Source organism: Pseudomonas sp. A34-9 (genome assembly GCF_029543085.1).
Classification (GTDB): domain Bacteria; phylum Pseudomonadota; class Gammaproteobacteria; order Pseudomonadales; family Pseudomonadaceae; genus Aquipseudomonas.
Genome location: NZ_CP119967.1, coordinates 319,886 through 337,617, shown reverse-complemented (window position 1 = coordinate 337,617; position 17,732 = coordinate 319,886). Strand labels below are relative to the sequence as shown.

At 57.8% G+C, this 17,732-nt stretch carries 16 protein-coding genes and 1 pseudogene; 7 read left to right on the top strand and 10 right to left on the bottom strand.

Annotated features, from left to right (window positions below; all coding sequences use genetic code 11):
* The first annotated feature begins 343 nt into the window (after positions 1-343).
* The gene (locus P3G59_RS01450) at positions 344-841 is read left to right on the top strand and encodes a glycine zipper domain-containing protein (RefSeq protein ID WP_277760173.1); all 498 of its coding nucleotides are present in this window, start codon (positions 344-346) and stop codon (positions 839-841) included.
* 53 nt (positions 842-894) lie between these two features.
* Here P3G59_RS01450 and P3G59_RS01445 read toward each other — a convergent pair whose 3' ends face one another.
* The 4 genes from P3G59_RS01445 to P3G59_RS01430 all read right to left on the bottom strand — a co-directional run bounded on the left by P3G59_RS01445 (position 895) and on the right by P3G59_RS01430 (position 5,623).
* Positions 895-1,320, bottom strand: coding sequence for a thioesterase family protein (locus P3G59_RS01445; protein WP_093429993.1), 426 nt, complete (start codon positions 1,318-1,320; stop codon positions 895-897).
* 237 nt (positions 1,321-1,557) lie between these two features.
* A complete protein-coding gene (locus tag P3G59_RS01440) occupies positions 1,558-2,784 on the bottom strand; it encodes a 3-hydroxyacyl-CoA dehydrogenase (protein WP_277760172.1) in 1,227 nt (408 codons plus the stop codon).
* Between the two features lie 224 nt (positions 2,785-3,008).
* Positions 3,009-4,937: a RecQ family ATP-dependent DNA helicase gene (locus P3G59_RS01435; protein ID WP_277760171.1), complete on the bottom strand. Its 1,929-nt coding sequence runs from the start codon at positions 4,935-4,937 to the stop codon at positions 3,009-3,011.
* 182 nt (positions 4,938-5,119) lie between these two features.
* On the bottom strand, positions 5,120-5,623 hold the full coding sequence (locus P3G59_RS01430; RefSeq protein ID WP_277760170.1) for a polysaccharide deacetylase: 504 nt from the start codon (positions 5,621-5,623) through the stop codon (positions 5,120-5,122).
* A 344-nt stretch (positions 5,624-5,967) separates the two neighbouring features.
* On the opposite strand from P3G59_RS01430, the gene P3G59_RS01425 reads away from it, so the two are divergent.
* The 3 genes from P3G59_RS01425 (at position 5,968) to P3G59_RS01415 (ending at position 7,661) form a co-directional block, all read left to right on the top strand.
* Entirely contained in the window at positions 5,968-6,192 is a 225-nt protein-coding gene (locus P3G59_RS01425) for a hypothetical protein (RefSeq protein WP_277762104.1), read from the top strand.
* Positions 6,193-6,631: 439 nt separating this feature from the next.
* Complete coding sequence (locus P3G59_RS01420) at positions 6,632-6,931, top strand: hypothetical protein (RefSeq protein ID WP_277760169.1); 300 nt, start codon at positions 6,632-6,634, stop codon at positions 6,929-6,931.
* 184 nt (positions 6,932-7,115) lie between these two features.
* On the top strand, positions 7,116-7,661 hold the full coding sequence (locus P3G59_RS01415; RefSeq protein ID WP_277760168.1) for a PBECR2 nuclease fold domain-containing protein: 546 nt from the start codon (positions 7,116-7,118) through the stop codon (positions 7,659-7,661).
* A 325-nt stretch (positions 7,662-7,986) separates the two neighbouring features.
* Here P3G59_RS01415 and P3G59_RS01410 read toward each other — a convergent pair.
* From P3G59_RS01410 to hslO, 3 genes and pseudogenes are all read right to left on the bottom strand, one after another.
* Positions 7,987-9,240 (bottom strand): annotated as a pseudogene (locus tag P3G59_RS01410) (IS3 family transposase).
* Between the two features lie 109 nt (positions 9,241-9,349).
* Positions 9,350-10,891, bottom strand: coding sequence for a phosphoenolpyruvate carboxykinase (locus P3G59_RS01405; RefSeq protein WP_025110978.1), 1,542 nt, complete (start codon positions 10,889-10,891; stop codon positions 9,350-9,352).
* A gap of 181 nt (positions 10,892-11,072) precedes the next feature.
* A complete protein-coding gene (hslO, locus tag P3G59_RS01400) occupies positions 11,073-11,975 on the bottom strand; it encodes an Hsp33 family molecular chaperone HslO (protein WP_277760167.1) in 903 nt (300 codons plus the stop codon).
* A gap of 105 nt (positions 11,976-12,080) precedes the next feature.
* On the opposite strand from hslO, the gene P3G59_RS01395 reads away from it, so the two are divergent.
* Positions 12,081-12,881: a phosphatase PAP2 family protein gene (locus P3G59_RS01395; protein ID WP_277760166.1), complete on the top strand. Its 801-nt coding sequence runs from the start codon at positions 12,081-12,083 to the stop codon at positions 12,879-12,881.
* A 121-nt stretch (positions 12,882-13,002) separates the two neighbouring features.
* On the opposite strand, the gene P3G59_RS01390 is transcribed toward P3G59_RS01395, so the two are convergent.
* Positions 13,003-13,410 (bottom strand): S4 domain-containing protein, encoded by a 408-nt coding sequence (locus tag P3G59_RS01390; RefSeq protein ID WP_277760165.1) that lies wholly within the window; start codon positions 13,408-13,410, stop codon positions 13,003-13,005.
* Between the two features lie 236 nt (positions 13,411-13,646).
* Here P3G59_RS01390 and P3G59_RS01385 point away from each other — a divergent pair, with 236 nt between their 5' ends.
* Together P3G59_RS01385 and rimK are read left to right on the top strand one after the other, a co-directional pair.
* Positions 13,647-14,108, top strand: coding sequence for an ATP-dependent zinc protease (locus P3G59_RS01385; RefSeq protein WP_171057267.1), 462 nt, complete (start codon positions 13,647-13,649; stop codon positions 14,106-14,108).
* Positions 14,105-15,010 carry a 30S ribosomal protein S6--L-glutamate ligase gene (gene rimK, locus P3G59_RS01380; protein WP_007949201.1) on the top strand — a complete coding sequence of 302 codons (906 nt, stop codon included), beginning with the start codon at positions 14,105-14,107 and terminating at the stop codon, positions 15,008-15,010. The genes P3G59_RS01385 and rimK overlap by 4 nt, the downstream gene beginning before the upstream one ends.
* A gap of 217 nt (positions 15,011-15,227) precedes the next feature.
* Here the strand turns inward: rimK and P3G59_RS01375 are convergent, their stop codons facing one another.
* Positions 15,228-16,541 (bottom strand): ATP-binding protein, encoded by a 1,314-nt coding sequence (locus P3G59_RS01375; RefSeq protein WP_007917930.1) that lies wholly within the window; start codon positions 16,539-16,541, stop codon positions 15,228-15,230.
* A 113-nt stretch (positions 16,542-16,654) separates the two neighbouring features.
* Positions 16,655-17,395: a two-component system response regulator OmpR gene (gene ompR / locus P3G59_RS01370; protein ID WP_007917928.1), complete on the bottom strand. Its 741-nt coding sequence runs from the start codon at positions 17,393-17,395 to the stop codon at positions 16,655-16,657.
* Positions 17,396-17,732: the final 337 nt, after the last annotated feature.

Genomic DNA, 17,732 nt, shown 5'->3' with positions numbered 1-17,732 from the left:
GGTGACTGGACTATTGCTATCGCGAGCAGGCTCACTCCTACAATTGACCGTGTCCTATCTGTAGAAACGCGGTCGCTGTGGGAGTGAGCCTGCTCGCGATAGCGGTAGACGACTCAGCGGATTTCTCTGCACTCAACACTTTTCAAACGCCCACAAAAAAGGCCGCTTTTTCACAAAAGCGGCCTGTCCGAAGTAGCTAAAGACCGGCAAAAAACGGTTAAGTTCCGCTGAAAAAACAGCAACTTGCACAATTGTATACAAGTCGTGTTATTCGTCGGATTTCGATTGTCACGCTTGTTACACAGCCTCAGGATCGGCGCCGTCATCCCTTTGAGGCTCCTCTATGAAGTTCTCCTCGATTCTCTTGTTGTCCCTTGGCCTGGTCAGTGGCTTTGCGTCTGCTGGCGGCACCACCGAAGCAGGTGTGGGCGGCGCATTGGGCGGGGTTCTTGGCTCGGTCGTCGGTCAGTCTTTAGGCGGCAATACAGGTTCCACCATCGGCGCGGCCCTGGGCGGCGCGGGTGGTAGTGCGGTCGGCGCCGACAAACGCAGCCGTGGCGAAGCCGCCATCGGTGGTGCGCTGGGCGCAGCCGGCGGTAACGTAGTCGGCCGCAGCATGGGCGGCACCACCGGCAGCCTGATCGGCTCCGCAGCAGGCGGCGGCGCTGGTGGCGCGCTGGGTAACTACATGGGCAACAAGAGCGATGACGACGATCGTCGTTACGACCGTCGTCGTTACGACCGTCGTCATGATGATCGGCGCTACTACCGCGACGACCACCGTGGTCGCGGTCATGCCTATGGCCACCGCAAGCACCACAAGTACTATCGCCATCGTTGAGGCGAAGGCTTGAACAAAAATCGCAGCCCGAGGGCTGCGATTTTTTTTGCCGTTTACACCACCAGGTATTCCAGTGCCTGCCGCAGTTCGGCAGGAATCGGCACTGGCTGATTACTCGCCCTATCGACGAATACGTGAACGAAGCGCCCGGCCGCACAGGCCTCGCTTTCACCCACCTTGAACACCGCCAATTCGTACTGCACCGAACTGTTGCCCAACTTGCCGACCCGCAGACCGATCTCGATCAGATCCGGAAAGGCGATCGAGGCGAAGTAATCACACGCCGAACTGACCACAAACCCCACCACCTCGCCGTCATGGATATCCAGACCACCGACCTGAATCAGGTAGGTGTTCACCGCCGTGTCGAAGAAGCTGTAGTAGGTGACGTTGTTGACGTGACCGTAGGCGTCGTTGTCGTGCCAGCGTGTGGTGATGGGCTGGAAGTGAGGGTAGTCGGTGCGTTGAGGGGTGGACATGGTTGGGCTGATTCTCCTGTTTTTCAGTGAGGCCGCTTGCCCTCACCCTAGTCCTCTCCCGGAGGGAGAGGGAACTGACCGAGGTGTGTTGCGTTATACATCGACCTGAAAGATCGGCAGCGATTATGGATTCAGTAAAATTCGTACAAGTCGATGTACTTCTCCAATATCCCCCAATCGGCCCCCTCTCCTGTGGGAGAGGGCTGGGGTGAGGGGACATCGATTTTCGCTGTAACCTCAAACCGGAGCAAACCCCTTCTCCTGCGCCGCCAACTCACCAATTAACCGAGCCGGTTTCCACTGATCGCCTTGCCGCGTCTCCAGCGCCATCAAGCGCTGATGAATATCCGCCAGCCCCTGCTGATCCGCCCAGGCCATCGGCCCACCCTTGTCCGCCGGGAAGCCGTAGCCATTCAGATAGACCAGATCGATGTCATGCGCAGACTCGGCAATACCCTCCTGCAAAATCTTCGCGCCTTCGTTAACCAGTGCCAGCAGACAGCGCTCCAGAATCTCCTCCGGACCAATCTCGCGGCGCTGGAAGCCCAACCCTTCGCTGACCTGCAATACCAGCGTATCCACCTCAGGATCGTGCTCAGCCTGACGACTGCCCGGCTCGTAATGGTAATAACCGTTGCCGGACTTCTGGCCAAACCGGCCCATCTCGCACAAGCGGTTGTCCACCTGAACCTCGGGCGCATCCTGACCCTCGCCAGCCAATTCGCGCGCACGCCACTCCAGATCGATGCCGACCACGTCGTACATGCGGAACGGCCCCATGGCAAAACCGAAACCTTGCAGCGCCGCGTCGACCTGCTGTGGATAAGCGCCTTCAAGCAACATCTTGCGCGCCTCCAGTACATACGGATGCAACATGCGATTGCCGATAAAGCCGTGGCAGTTGCCCGACACCACACTGACCTTGCCCATGCGTTTGCCCAGCGCCAGCGCCGCTTCCAGCACCACCGCGGAAGTCTGCGCACCGCGAACGATTTCCAGCAATTTCATGATGTGCGCCGGGCTGAAAAAATGCAGACCCAGCACTTGCTCCGGACGCCTCGTCGCCGCAGCAATCGCATCAATGTCCAGCGCTGACGTATTACTCGCCAACAATGCCTCAGGCTTGAGCAAGCCATCCAGCTCACGGAAGATCTTTTGCTTCAGCTCAAGATTTTCGTACACCGCTTCGATCACCAGATCGACGTTGCGAATCGCCGCGTAATCCGCCGCCGCACTGACCCGGGCGATACGTGCATCCGCCTCGGCCTGATCAATCCGGCCTTGCCGCACGTTGTGAGCATAAGTCTCGGCCACGGTGGCGAGGGCCTGTTCAAGCATCTGTGGATTGTTATCCACCCACTGCACGTTCACGCCGGCATTCGCCAGACACATGACAATGCCCCGGCCCATGGTGCCCGCACCGATAACCGCAGCCTGCTGAATATCGAAGGATGTCTGGCTCATGTTGTTCTCTTGTTGGCGATCCAAAGACAGACCTCAACCATAGTCAGCCCGCTACGGTTTTTGAAGTTTATTACCGTGATGATCGACATTCAGCGGATGGATTTAACCCTCGTAATGAATACCGCAACTGTAGGAGCTGCCGCAGGCTGAGATCTTTTGATCTTGCTTTGGATCTTGAAAAACCAGGGTCACAAGGTCGCAGCCTGCGCCAGCTCCTACAGGGTTCAGAGGTGTTCTTGAATCCAGCTGCGGACTTCGGCGTAGGGATATTCTTCCAATGCCGCAAACCCGGGAATCGCTCGCGCCTTGAGCTTGGTGAACAACGGCACGCTGATCCCGCACAAAAACCGCGTCAGCCGCTCCGCCGTTGGAATCATCCCGGTGTGCTGCTCATGCCTGTGGATAAAATCGCCGCACAACGCCGCAAAATTTTTATCCACAAGCACTGGCAATTCCGGCGGTGCCGGCAACCGCGCAACCTGGCCATGACACACCGAGCAATGCCCGCACTGCTCAGGCGCATTGTGATCACCGAAATACTCGGCCAGGCGATAGCCCAGGCAGCGCTCGCTGGCGAACACTTCAAGCATCGCGTGGATGCGCGCCACTTCGGCCTGCTCATGCCGGGTGAAATACTCATGCAGCTCAGCGCTCAGGGCATCGCTGTCAAAGTCGCTATCCAGCAGGCTGTAGACCTCGGTCATCTGCTTGCTTTCCAGTTCGACCCAGCCCTTTTCCTGAAAGTAATCCAGCGCCTTCACCACTCGATTGCGCTCGGCCGAATACTGCGAGTACATCGCCTCGAAATTCACCGTGGCCCAGGTGCGCGCGCGCGCGGAGGTCTGAATGATCGCAGCGACGAAATCCCTGCGTTCACCTTCGAAGCGCTCAAGCAGCGCTTCGGGTTCCAGCAGGTATTTGAATCGGTATTCGGCGTAGTAGGCGTAGCGCGGCGCGATCAAGCCGCGCAGTTCCAGTTGCACCAGCAATGTCTTCAGCGGCAGTGCGCGAATGTTGCTCTGATCCGCCAGCGGCCCGAGCAGAAACTCCCACTGCCCTTCCGGTGCCGAGGCCTTCAGTTCATCGAGTACATAGCGAATGCCGTCGCGCTCCGGCGTATCACCGTAGACGAAGTTTTCCAGCACGTTGAGGCTGTCACGATTGGCCAGAACCAGACAGTCCGAGGGCTGCCCGTCACGCCCTGCGCGACCGATTTCCTGGCTGTAGTTTTCGATGGATTTTGGCAGGTCGAAGTGCACCACATTGCGGATGTCGCTCTTGTCGATGCCCATGCCGAAAGCGATCGTCGCGACGATGCAATTGGACTGCCCGGCCATGAAGCGTTTCTGAATCGCCTCGCGTTTGTCGTGGGCCAGGCCAGCGTGATAAGCCTCGGCCTGAATGCCATTGCGCTCAAGGTGTTCGGCGATGTGCTCGGCGGTTTTCTGCAGCGTCACGTAGACGATGCTCGGCTGCCCCGGCCGCGCGGCCATCCATTCCACCAGACGCCGCCGCTTGTCCTGACCGCGTACCGGTTCCACCAGCAGATTGAGGTTGGGCCGATAGAAACCGGTGGTCACCACATCGGCGGCGGCGATAGCAAATTTTGCCTGCATGTCGGCGATGACTTTCAGCGTTGCCGTCGCCGTCAGCAGCAAGGTCTGCGGGATATTGAACTGGCGCTGGTAGTCCGGCAGCTTGAGATAATCGGGACGGAAGTTATGGCCCCACTCCGAAATGCAGTGCGCCTCGTCGACCACTAGTAACGAGATCGGTACCTGCTGCAAAAAGTTGCGAAAACGCTCGTTTTTCAAGCGCTCCACCGAGATCATCAGAATCTTCAATTCACCCGAACGGGCGCGAGCCATCACGTCATTGGCATCATCGCGGCTCTGCGCCGAATCGATGCTGCCCGCCGAGATACCGTGACGTTGCAGAAAGGCCAGTTGATCCTGCATCAACGCCAGCAACGGCGAGACCACCAACGTCAGGTGCGGCAGCATCAGCGCCGGCAATTGATAACAAATCGACTTGCCGGAACCGGTGGGAAAAATCGCCGCCGCCGAGCGCCCGGCCAGCACCGCGATGATCGCGGTTTCTTGCCCGGGTCGAAACTGTGGAAAACCAAAAACCTGTTCCAGGGTGTTGTGCATTCGCTGTCACTCCATTGACTGCTGCCATGCCAACAGCCTAGCGGGCGATCGCAGCGAGTCGAGAAAAGGTCGGGGCCAAATCGATTCGGAATGATACAGCGGATGCCACAAACACCGGGGGACTCTGTGGGAGCGAGCCTGCTCGCGAAGAGGCCAGCCGCCACACCACCAAGCTTAAAAAATCAGGGGCGCAACACCGCCACCCGCAGTTGCTCATTCAGCATCTGCTCATGGATGTTTTGGCTTTTGCTCGCCCACAGCGCATGGGCGGGGCTGATGTCGCCGGTGAACGCCGCCGCCAACTGACGCAGGTCAGCGACGCTGCGCACACGCGGGCAGAACAGCTGTTCATCACAGTTCTGACTGGCGTTGCGATAGGTGCTCAACAACCCCTCCCAGAGCCCGTCACGAACGTGGCGAATCGACTTCAGTTGCACGTGGGGCACACCAAGTCGCTGCTCAAGCCCTTCCTCATCCAGCGCTTCGCTGGCCAACAGGGCTTTGGCGAACATCAAGACTTCACCGCGCGACGCCGTGTCCATGCTCGCCTGGCTGATGATCGCCTCCGGCCAATCAGTGCGATCAAGACGATCCAGCACCCATGCATTGCCAACGTCAGTGGCCATCGTTAAACGGCAGGTGCTCAGCCCTAGCAATAAAATCGCGGCCATTCGTAGCCAGTGCATTCCTAATTCCCTTTAAGCGCGTGTCAGACGTTTGGAAACGCCCTACAGATTCTGGCGCGCACGATACAGCGGTTTACCGCGAATCGCCTGACAATCACGTAGGAATTATTACGCCTAAGGGTTTTGGCCTGAAAAAGCTGCGAAAACACGTAGGGCATTTCCTCAAAACACGGAAAAACCCCTACAAATGCTGTCCATTACGGCTGTCTTGTCCCACAGAGAAACGCCCTTCTATAGTGGCCGGCGCGGCTGCAAACACTGCGCCGGCACGCCCCAGCGCCTTCGAACAGGACACGCCTCACCATGATCAACCGCTATCGCCCCCCTACAGCGAAAACCCGGTACTGCTTATCGACAGCCACTCCAGCCAGACTGACCTGATCAATGCCGCCGATCAGCGTTTACGCGCAGCCGGGGATTTGCTGGAAACGCTCTACTGCTTATGTTTCAAACAGGCTGATGTGAAAGACATTCCCAACATCGTTAACGCGCTTTATTTACTGGTTCAGGATGGTTGCGACTTGCTTGAAGTGGCCAAGCAGAGGCCAGCGCAATCGGCGTACAACTGAGCCCGATTAGATGCCTGCAAACAGCAGAGCGCTTTACGCAACAGCGCTGACGACGAGGCAGCTGAATTTTTTAACGCATAAACAGATACGTTTAAAAGCGATGAAAAAATGGTGGGAATGTCTGATGAAATCTTCGTCCCGATCCTACGCATCCAGACTCTTTGTCGCCTATCGCGACTTGAGGGCGCGAACCTATAGTCGTGGCTGTCGCTGCCAATTCAGCGGCTCGGGCTTGGTCACCCGATTGGATCGTGTATACGCATGCGCTGTATGCTGCCGGCACTCATTTGCCTGCAGTTTATGGTGACTGTGTTTGGGACACCTTCGGGTGTGCCGGGTATGTGCACGATCCTCACCGGTTGACCAACCCGAACACAGTCGCCTCCTGTCGCTTGGTCACGATGTGGTGGCTTCACCTGAAGCATATGAGGATCAAAAAATGAAGACATGGAACCAATTCACTACCGAGCGCTACCGCCCACTCGAATCCAACCTCACCGACACCAAGCCTCTGCTCATCGACACCGAGGCCAACCCGCAAGACATCCTCGAATGCGCCGTCCAGCGCCTGCGCGCTTCAAGCGACCTGCTACGTACCCTCTACTGCCTCAACTTCAAACAAGCCGACGTCGAAGACATCCCCCACATCACCCACGCCCTCTATCTGCTGACGCAGGATGGCTGTGACCTGCTGCAGGTTGCGCAACAGCGAATGCTCAATTGGAAAGCTCCGGCCTGAAGCCAAGGGATCGAATCGCTCTCAAGCATTCCCTGAGAGCGATTGAATAAAACGAAAGGCAAAAACATCGGAAGAGCCGTGAGCAGTAGATCCGGAAGGGAATTCCTCTTGCAGTGGCCTAGCCAACGTACACATCTGAGCAGCACATTTGAGCACGGACACGTTACGACCCAAGATTTCTGAAGTGAAGGGGCAACCCACATGGGTAGAAAGCAAATTACCAGACCTGCGCACCCTCGCACGCGAACTGCGTACTCAGGCAATAGAGGAGGTCATCGCTGCGACATCCCATGAAGACGCCATTGAAGTTACCGCCCAGCACCTTGGATTTAATCACCCTTCAATCCTGTCCCTGTCAGTAGGGACACCTTTGGGCGAAGTATCGATCCTGCGCAGCAGTATTTATCACATCGTTGAAAAGCGTACGGATGCCCGGGAACGTTATGTGAGGCTTGCCCTGGATACGCTCACAGGCCCGCTGGAAATATGGAAAGTCGCCTTTACCGACGGTACTGACCGATTGGCTTTCATCGGCGCGTATGAGTCAAAAAGGCAAATGTTAGTGAGTGTTGTGATCGTCCATGGCCAAGTACTCTGGAACTACATGCACACAGACGCTAAATCGCTCAACAAGCATCGCCATGGCGATTTGTTGTACAAGCGCTACTCACTTTTTGAAGGCAAAGAAAAAGGGCTACTGGTGACAGTAGCCCTCGAACTTGAAGCTTGATATTCATATACACACCCTCAAGCAGGGGTGTGGAGGTCTCACCCTACGCTGATGTCCCAACCATCGACGGGGTTCCTACGCCAGTTATTGCCGCTGGGAGGCAACTGGTTTCGCGCTCGGAAACAAGGCTATTCGTCTTTGCTCACATCGTCAATGCAGAATGATGAATGAACTGACTTTACAAGGAGCTCATGCTCTTGAATGCTGAGGCATCGGGAGTACCATTGCGGAAATACACCGCGCATAAGTGGAAGTATTCTGGCAGTTTATGTCCTTTTCTGCGGGAATAATGGCAGTCAACCCTTTGCCTCAGGATAAGTTATGTCTAGTCCTGAAATAGGTTTACACCTGTTTCACCCCAACGCCCGATGCACCGCATCGGGCGTTTTGTATTTTAAGGACAGGTGCGGGCGTTCCTGGTTGTAGATCAGGATCGCTTGTCGCACCATTTGCTCCGCTTGCGCCAAGTCTGTCGGCCGGTGGAGTAATAGTTCTGTTTTCAAGATGCCGTTGACCCGCTCTGCCAAGGCGTTTTGGTAGCAGTCGTAGCCATCCGTCATCGAACACGTGATGCCATGCTTGGCGTGGAGCTTTTGATACAGCGCCGAGCAGTACTGGACTCCTCGATCCGAGTGATGGACCAGTTTCTGACGTGTTCGACGTGCCTTTAACGCCATGCGTAAGGCTTGGGCCACCGAGTCGGCATGCAGGCTGCCATGCACGTGATAACCGACAATTTTTCTTGAGAAGGCATCTGTGACCAGGCTCAGGTAGACCGGATCGTCACGCTGGGTGGACAGGTAAGTAATATCGGCCACCCAGACCTGTTCCGGACCGGTTGCAACGACTTGCTGCGGACCTGGCTTTAGCAGATTGGGATGGCAGCGAAAGTGATGATGGCTGTCGGTCGTCTTGTGATAGGCCCGTTTCCTGCGAACCAACTGCCGGTGCTCGCGCAGCACTTCAAACAAGCGATCCCGGCCAACATGCAACTCAGGTTTCTCACGCTCCGCGTGCATCAATGACTGGAGCTTGCGTGCGCCAATGCAGGGTTGGCGCACTCGGATTGCCTGCACAAACTTGATGAGTTTCTGATCTTGATCGACTCGCGCCCGATAGACGCGATCACGCTTGTAAAAGGCTTGGCGACTGATCCCCATAAACTGGCAAGCCCTGCTGACACTCAGGGTTTGGGTTTGCGCAACGACTTGCCGGGCCGCTTTTTTACAATGGATACGCCGTAGTCATTCTTCAAGACATCAACCACATCTTCAAAGAATTTGGCTTTCTGATTTGCTAGTGCCAGTTGCTCCTCAAGCTCTTTGATTCTCTGCTCGGGGGTCAAAGGCAAAGTTGGCTCGTCCATCGGTCGAGTCCTCTGCGTACGAATGGAGGCGCCTTGGCTCCAATCTTGTCGACCATGCTTGCGTAACCAGACCAACACCGTCGATCGACCCTGAATCCCATAACGCCGTTGAGCCTCTTTATAACTCAACTCGCCTTTTTCTACTTGGTCGACAACCGACAATTTAAAAGTCAGCGTGTAATCGCGCTGACTACGTTTTGCGCCCGTATCCATTGCACCTTCCTGATAAAAAGCCAGAAGGTGTAAACCTTATCCAGGACGAGACATTACCCACAAAAAAGCCGCCCCTAGGGGCGGCTTTTTCATTCACAACAAACCAATCTTACAACTTAGGCCCCGCAGCCTTGATCGCGTCGCTCACTTCGAACTTCTTGAAGTTCTCGATGAACAGACCGGCCAGTGCTTTCGCAGCCTCGTCGTACGCAGCCTTGTCAGCCCAGGTGTTGCGTGGGTTGAGCAGGTTGGTTTCAACGCCCGGTACGGCCAGTGGCACGTCGAGGTTGATGGTGTCGAGGTGCTCGGTGGCCGCACCGATCAGTGCGCCGCTCTGGATCGCGGCGATCACTGCGCGGGTGGTCGGGATGTTGAAGCGTTTGCCGACGCCGTAGCCGCCGCCGGTCCAGCCGGTGTTGACCAGGTAAACCTTGGAGCCGAAGCCGCGGATGCGCTTGATCAGCAGTTCTGCGTATTCGCCCGCCGGACGCGGGAAGAACGGTGCGCCGAAGCAGGTGGAGAAGGTCGACTTGATGCCGCTGCCCGAACCCATTTCAGTCGAGCCCACCAGTGCGGTGTAGCCGGACAGGAAGTGGTAGGCCGCTTGTTCTTCGTTGAGGATCGACACGGGCGGCAGTACGCCGGTCAGGTCGCAGGTCAGGAAGATCACCGCGTTTGGCTCGCCACCGAGGTTCTTCTCGGAACGTTTGGCAACGTGCTCCAGCGGGTACGCGGCGCGGCTGTTCTGGGTCAGGCTGACATCGGCGTAGTCGGCGTGCTTGGCGTCGTCGATCACGACGTTTTCCAGCACCGCGCCGTGCTTGATGGCTTTCCAGATGACCGGCTCGTTCTTCTCGGACAAGTCGATGCACTTGGCGTAGCAGCCGCCTTCGATGTTGAAGACAACGCCTTCGCCCCAGCCGTGTTCGTCGTCACCGATCAGGTAACGGCTTTCGTCGGCCGACAGGGTGGTTTTACCGGTGCCCGACAGACCGAAGAACAGGGTCACGTCGCCTTCTTCGCCGATGTTGGCAGCGCAGTGCATTGGCAGCACGTCAGCGGCCGGCAGCAGGAAGTTCTGCACGGAGAACATGGCTTTCTTCATTTCACCGGCGTAACGCATGCCGGCGATCAGCACTTTCTTCTGCGCGAAGTTGAGGATCACGCAACCGTCGGAGTTGGTGCCGTCACGCTCAGGCACGCACTCGAAGTTGGCCACGTTAAGTACTTGCCACTCTTCACGACCGGCCGGGTTGTACTGGGCCGGGTTGATGAACAGGCAACGACCGAACAGATTCTGCCAGGCAGTCTGGGTGGTCATTTTCACGGCCAGGTAGTGATCTTCCGCCGCGCCTACATGCACGTGGGACACAAAGTGCTCTTGCGCGTTGTTGAAGGCTTCTACGCGAGCCCACAGCGCATCGAACTTGTCGGCCGGGAACTTGCGGTTGATCGGGCCCCAGGCGATAGCGGCCTGGGTGGAAGGCTCTTCAACGATGAAACGGTCAACAGGCGAACGACCGGTGCGGTGACCAGTGCGAACAACCAGAGCGCCGGTATCGGCAAGCTCGCCCTCACCGCGGTTCAGGGCTTCTTTTACCAGATCATCAACACTCAGATCGGTGTACACGGCGTTATTGGCTTGCGTCATGAGGTTCCCCGTCGGCCAGTGGCCGAGTGTGCTCCAAACGTTTTGTAGTAGAAAGTCGTGCACTACTACCGCGAAAAAAGTGGGCCGGATTATGCCAGAAAAGCCCAAAAAGAGTAGGGTCCTCCCGTCGTAACGGCGATATTCCGTCGTTACGCAGTGAATTTACCTGCGCTGAACCGTTTTAGTGCCGGGTATCTGACGGCGTGTCGACGCCTGCGCCAGCGAACAATTGAGCAACATCCGTGGCATCGAACAGGTAGCGCTCGTTACAGAACTGGCAATCGACCTCGATGTTGCCACCGTGCTCGACCACCAATTGCTGCGCATCTTCCAGACCGAGACTGACCAACGCATTGCCGGAGCGTTCCCGCGAGCAGCTGCAACGGAAGCGCAGTTTCTGCACATCGAACAGACGAACCTGCTCTTCGTGGTAGAGGCGATGCAGTACGGTTTCGTTGTCCAGGCTGAGCAATTCATCGGCGGTCAGGGTAGTGGCCAGCGCGGTGATGTGCTGCCAGCTGGCGGCGCGATCTTCTTCGTCTTTCAGACGGTCTGCCGGTAGTTGCTGCAGCAGCAGGCCACGAGCGCGACGACCGTCGGCAAACAGCTTGAAGCGGGTGCCGACCTGTTGCGACATGACGAAATAGTTGGTGAAGCAATCGGACAGGGTTTCTCCGTCGAGATCGACGATGCCCTGATAGCGCTGGCCGACAGTCGGGTCGACGGTCAACGCCAGCACGCCATTGGGCATCAGATCGGCGAGGGTAGCGTCCGCGGCAATCTGGTCAGCGTGATAACGCGCCAGACCACGGATTTCGCGCTCGCTGGAGCACTCGATCATCAGCATCGGGATCGGACCTTCGGAACGCGCCTGCAGAATCAGCAAGCCGTCGAACTTCAAGGTGCCCACCAGCAACGACGCGGCCGCCATCAGTTCGCCCAGCAATTGCGCAACCGGTTCCGGGTACGGGTGCTTGGCGAGGACTTCGGCGTAGCTGCGCTCAAGAGCAACCAGTTCGCCGCGTGTGTCGCTGTCATCAAAGATGAAACGTTGGGTGAAATCGGTATCCGGTAGGTCGGTCATAATTTTGGGTATCTGAATGTGGTGACAAAATGGTTACAAGACGTGAAAATTTGCGCTTCTTGGCACTCTTTTTGGTGCCGACTGCTCTGCCATGGGAGGCATTTTATGAACAATCCGGGTTTGTTCCAATCAAGGTGGAGCCTCGGCCGGCTGGTTCTATGCAACATAGTGCCATTAGCGCTACTGGCTTTCTGGTTATGGCCTACGGGCAACTCGCTGTGTGTGATTTTCGACGAGTGGCTGTTTCGCTCACTCAATGCACCGCTGGCCAGCAACCCGATATGGCTCCACATCTGGGCAATTGCAAGTATGCGTCCGTTCGACATCGTCGTTGGCTTGATCCTGCTGACGCTGCTGATCAAGGGCGACTGGGTGTTCAAGGCGATTGACGTGCGCCGGGCTTTTTTCGGTTTTCTTTCGATCCTGCTGTTGATGGTGGTGATTCGCGCGCTGTTTTCCAAGTTCGCCGACCATATGGATTGGCAGCACAGCAGCCCGTCGATGATGCTTGAGGGTGCCGTGCACATCAGCGATTACTTCCCGAATCTGGAAAAAACCTGGGAAGTGAAGGATCGCTCGAGCCAGAGCTTTCCCGGTGACCACGCTTCAGTGTTGTTGATCTGGGCGCTGTTCATGGGCGTGTTCAGCCGTACGGCCGGCCAGTTTGTGACGATCTGGGGCCTGGCGCTGTTGTTCATGCTGCCGCGCCTGGTCGCCGGTGCGCATTGGGGTCAGGACGATTACATCGGTGGCGTATTGCTGGCGGTATGGGCGTTGGGCTGGGGTTACTACACGCCGTTTGCGTATCACGCCTCGAACTTCTGGCTGAAGGTGACGGCGCCGATCTTCGCGTTGCTGGGCAAGTTGCCACTGGTTTCGCGGATGAGTGTGGTGCGTAGCGCCTGATACCGAACTGTCTTCGGCGAGGGCTGCGCCCTCGATTCGCGAGCAGGCTCGCTTCCACATTGGAATGCAATCTCCTGTGGGAGCGAGCCTGCTCGCGAAGAGGCCTGCATCAACAACGCGCTTACTCGTCGTTGCTGCTGCCGCGAAACTTGAACAAATCCCGCCGCTGCTTCTTGCTCGGTTTGCCATCGGTGCTCACGCCCAACGCCCCCGCCTTGCGCATCACCGCAGCCGCTTCACGTTTGGCAATACTCGCCTCGGTCTCCGCATACAACGTCTGCGCTTCGGGTGCGCCGCGTCGCACAATCGACAATGCTTCGACCTTCACCGTACGCACCTCAAACCCGGTACGAATCTCGAACTCATCGCCGATGCGTGGCTCTTTGCCAGGCTTGCAGCGCTCGCCGCGACAATGCACCTTGCCACTTTCGATCGCCGCTTTGGCCAGCGCGCGGGTTTTGTAGAACCGCGCGGCCCACAGCCACTTGTCGAGACGGACCTTGTCGTCCTCTTCGCTTTTTTGTGCCATGGCATTTCCTCATTCTGAAATATTGATGAACTGTACTACCGTTTCACTCATGTCATGAATGACCGCGTCCCGGATTACAATGCGCGCGTTTCGGCGCCTGCTTCAGGGGCCGGAAATCCGGGCTGTAGAAATCTGTCGCCTTTTAACCCTTATTCTGCGTGAATACCGCGAATCCGGCCTCGTGCGGGCCGAAGCGGTTGTCACGGTTGAGCATTTTTTTGAAGACATTTGACCATTTGACCGTTGTCGGTCTGCGCGAGTGGGTGGCGCTCCCGGATTTGGGAGTTGCGGGCCTGCGAGCAAAAATCGACACCGGCGCCAGCACCTCCAGCCTGCATGCCACCGACATCGAGCCGTTCGAACGCGACGGCGAGAAGTGGGTGCGATTCACTGCGCACCTGGGCACGGTGGTGCAGTTGCGCCACCGCCGCTGCGAAGCCCCCCTGGTAACACGCAAAACCATCAAAAGCTCCAACGGCCATGCGCAGGTGCGCTACGTCATCAGCACCACCCTGGCCCTCGGTGATCGGGTCTGGCCGGTCGAGTTCACGCTCGCCTGCCGCAAGTCCATGCGCTATCGCCTGTTGCTCGGATCCAAAGCCCTGATCGATGGCCAGTTGGTGGTCAATCCGGGCATCAAGTACGTACAAGACAAGCCGGTGTTCCCGGTATCTACCTCCTCCACAGGTGTTGCATGAAGATCGCTGTGCTGTCGCGGAACCCGCGTCTGTATTCCACCCGCCGTCTGGTCGAAGCCGGAACCGAGCGCGGGCATGAAATGGTAGTGATCGACACCCTGCGCGCCTACATGAACATCGCCAGCCACAAGCCGCAGATCCACTATCGCGGCAAACCGCTGGAAGGCTTCGATGCGGTGATCCCGCGGATCGGTGCATCGGTGACGTTCTACGGCTGCGCGGTGTTGCGCCAGTTCGAAATGATGGGGGTATTTCCGCTCAACGAGTCGGTGGCCATCGCCCGTTCGCGCGACAAGCTGCGTTCGCTGCAACTGCTGTCACGTCGCGGTATCGGCTTGCCGGTCACCGGATTTGCCCACTCGCCGGACGATATTCCTGACCTGATCGACATGGTCAACGGCGCCCCGCTGGTGATCAAAGTTCTGGAGGGCACCCAAGGCATCGGGGTGGTGCTGTGCGAAACCGCCACGGCGGCAGAGTCGGTGATCGAAGCCTTCATGGGCCTGAAGCAGAACATCATGGTCCAGGAATACATCAAGGAAGCCGGCGGTGCGGATATTCGTTGCTTCGTGGTCGGCGACAAAGTGATCGCGGCGATGAAGCGTCAGGCCAAGCCGGGCGAATTCCGCTCCAATCTGCATCGCGGCGGCAGCGCCAGCCTGATCAAGATCACCCCGGAAGAACGCATGACCGCGTTGCGTGCAGCGAAGGTCATGGGCCTAGCGGTGGCGGGTGTGGATATCCTGCGCTCCAATCACGGGCCGCTGGTGATGGAAGTAAACTCGTCGCCGGGGCTGGAAGGTATCGAGACCACCACCGGCAAGAACGTGGCGGGGATCATCATCGAGCATCTTGAGAAGAACGGCGGGCCGAACATGACCCGGACCAAGGGGAAAGGCTAAAGCGAAGAGCAAGAGCCCCTCACCCTAACCCTCTCCCAAAGGGAGAGGGGACTGATTGGGGGATATTGAAGAAGTACACCGACTTGAACGAGCATCGCTGAATCCATAATCGACCTGATTTTGCAGGTCGATGTCTAACGCCAGACACCTCGGTCTGCCCCCTCTTCCTCCGGGCGGTCCGACGTTTCGGGAGGGCTGGGGCGAGGATGTCTTTGATCTACACCGCATCCCGAGGAAGCATCAGCCCCAGCGGCAACCTGACACGCGCTTCCAGGCCTCCACCGGACCGGTTGCGCAGCTCAACATTGCCGCCATGCATCGAAGCAATCCGCTTCACAATCGCCAACCCCAACCCGGTGCCCTTCCCGCCCCGGGCACGATCCCCCCGGGTAAACGGGTTGAAGATCGCCTCCAGTTCCGAAGGATCAATCCCCGCGCCCCGGTCCATCACGCTCAGCACCACATACGGCGCACTGACGTCACCGGACACGTAAGCTGCGACTTCAACGTGACCGCCGGCATGGTTCAAGGCGTTACCGATCAGGTTGTTCAGCAAGCGCTTCATCGACACCCGACGCAGCGGAAACGGCTGGATCGGCTCCAGACGCAAACGCACTTTCTCTTCATTCTGGTTGTACGGGGCCGCAACCTCGCGCACCAGATCGGTCAAATCCACTTCTTCCACCGACTCGTCACGACCGTCGCGGATGAACGCGAGGAACTGGTCGAGAATCGCGTCCATGTCTTCGATGTCGCGCACCATGTCATCGGTCAGGTCATTGCGATCGCCCATCAACTCCAGCGACAGCCGCAGCCGGGTCAGCGGCGTGCGCAAATCATGGGACACACCGGCCAGCATCAACTCGCGCTCGCGCCCGGCCTGTTCGACGTCTTCGGCCATCTGGTTGAAGGCGCGATACACCTCGGTCATCTCGCTCGGCGTATCGCTGATCGGCAGACGTACGCTGCGACCCTGACCAAGCTGCCGGGCGGCATAGACCAGACGCTTCAAGGGTTGATTGAGCTGGCTGACGAAAATCCATGCAGACGCCGTCGACAACAAACCAATCGCCAGGAACCAGCCAAGCACGTTCCATATTTTCTGGCCGCGCAGCGGGTGCGGATACAACGGCACCTTCAACCAGCCGTCACCCAGGCTCGGTGCGCGCACCCACAACGCTGGCGGTGAATGCATGCGCAAGCGCACTTCGGTGTCGGCACCCAGCTCCGCCTGCATCTGCCGCTGGTAGATTTCGCTGTACGGCCAGTGCTGTTCGCCTTCCGGCACACCGGCGCCCACGACCCGAATCAGGGTGGCGGCATCAGCGATCTTCGCGCGGTTTTCTTCATCGGCAGCCCAATAGGCTCGCAGCGTCAGGGCGACGCCGTGGCTGTATTGGCGATCCACCAGCACGTCCTCGTTCATCAACAGATAAACCAGGGTCAGCGCCTTGGAAAACAGCACGACGATGAGCACCAGCCAGAGGGTGCGGGAGAAAAAACTTTGGGGGAACCAGACAGGGGTTTTCATCTATAACCGCTACACACTTGCAGGAGCGAGCAATGCTCGCATATTGCGGATTGCGAGTCTGCGGGCATGGCCGTTCGACCAAAACCTGCAGACCCGCTCCTACAAATCGCCGATCACTTGGTGGCGGCGCCATCCGGTACAAACACGTAGCCCACGCCCCAGACGGTCTGGATGTAGCGCGGCTTCGACGGATCCGGCTCGATCATGCGGCGCAGACGGGAAATCTGCACATCGATGGAACGCTCAAGGGCATCCCACTCGCGACCACGGGCCAGGTTCATCAATTTGTCGCGAGTCAGCGGCTGACGCGCGTTCATCACCAGAGCCTTGAGTACCGCAAACTCACCGGTGGTGAGCATGTGCACTTCGTCGCCGCGTTTCAGTTCGCGAGTGGCCAGCGACAATACGTAATCACCGAACGTGACGTTTTCGTCTTCACTGCCCGGTGCGCCTGGTACCGGTGTGGCCTGGCGACGCAATACGGCTTTGACGCGGGCCATCAGCTCATCCGGGTTGAACGGCTTGGCCAGATAATCGTCGGCGCCCAGTTCCAGGCCCTTGATGCGGCTCAACTCATCGCCCTTGGCGGTGAGCATGATGATCGGAATCTGGTTGTTCGCGCCACGCAGGCGGCGGCAAGCGGTCAGACCGTCTTCGCCGGGCAGCATCAGGTCGAGGACGACCAGATTGAAGACTTCACGCGACAGCAGACGATCCATCTGCTCGGTGTTCGGTACGGTACGGGCACGGTAGCCCTTGCTGACGAAAAAACGTTCCAGCAGGCTGCTCAGCCCTGGATCGTCGTCAACGATGAGAATTTTTTCGCCTTCAGCAGTTTGTGCAGTGCTGCTCATTGGATGCTCCTTTTAGCTCGGCGCGCATTATGGCGTAGCTGCCGTTATACGCACCGTGTGCATTGTTAGCAGATTTTTCCTTCACTGCCAGAAAACCGGGGTTTATGCCTACAGACTGCAACGCCCCCGAATGACAGAACGCTGGTTATAATGCGCGGCGTTTTGTGCCAGGCAACGTCTGAATCGTTACCGCAGGTGGCAGGCTTTTTTTCCTGCCCGGCGCAGTAATTGTTCGATTTCACGGGTCAACGGGCTGCCTTTTGACCCAGGCAGCGGCAATTTTCTAGCCGCTCAACCAGACTCCGGGCCTTTGTTTCCGTGCCTGCGAGCCTGCTTT

Excerpts from the sequence above, each read along its gene's own strand:
- P3G59_RS01405 (WP_025110978.1), bottom strand. The coding sequence starts at position 10,891 with ATGACGCAAGCCAATAACGCCGTGTACACCGATCTGAGTGTTGATGAT.
- hslO (WP_277760167.1), bottom strand. The coding sequence starts at position 11,975 with ATGACCGACCTACCGGATACCGATTTCACCCAACGTTTCATCTTTGAT.
- P3G59_RS01390 (WP_277760165.1), bottom strand. The coding sequence starts at position 13,410 with ATGGCACAAAAAAGCGAAGAGGACGACAAGGTCCGTCTCGACAAGTGG.
- P3G59_RS01450 (WP_277760173.1), top strand. The coding sequence starts at position 344 with ATGAAGTTCTCCTCGATTCTCTTGTTGTCCCTTGGCCTGGTCAGTGGC.
- P3G59_RS01440 (WP_277760172.1), bottom strand. The coding sequence starts at position 2,784 with ATGAGCCAGACATCCTTCGATATTCAGCAGGCTGCGGTTATCGGTGCG.
- P3G59_RS01445 (WP_093429993.1), bottom strand. The coding sequence starts at position 1,320 with ATGTCCACCCCTCAACGCACCGACTACCCTCACTTCCAGCCCATCACC.
- ompR (WP_007917928.1), bottom strand. The coding sequence starts at position 17,395 with ATGAGCAGCACTGCACAAACTGCTGAAGGCGAAAAAATTCTCATCGTT.
- P3G59_RS01375 (WP_007917930.1), bottom strand. The coding sequence starts at position 16,541 with ATGAAAACCCCTGTCTGGTTCCCCCAAAGTTTTTTCTCCCGCACCCTC.
- P3G59_RS01395 (WP_277760166.1), top strand. The coding sequence starts at position 12,081 with ATGAACAATCCGGGTTTGTTCCAATCAAGGTGGAGCCTCGGCCGGCTG.
- P3G59_RS01420 (WP_277760169.1), top strand. The coding sequence starts at position 6,632 with ATGAAGACATGGAACCAATTCACTACCGAGCGCTACCGCCCACTCGAA.
- P3G59_RS01430 (WP_277760170.1), bottom strand. The coding sequence starts at position 5,623 with ATGCACTGGCTACGAATGGCCGCGATTTTATTGCTAGGGCTGAGCACC.
- P3G59_RS01435 (WP_277760171.1), bottom strand. The coding sequence starts at position 4,937 with ATGCACAACACCCTGGAACAGGTTTTTGGTTTTCCACAGTTTCGACCC.
- rimK (WP_007949201.1), top strand. The coding sequence starts at position 14,105 with ATGAAGATCGCTGTGCTGTCGCGGAACCCGCGTCTGTATTCCACCCGC.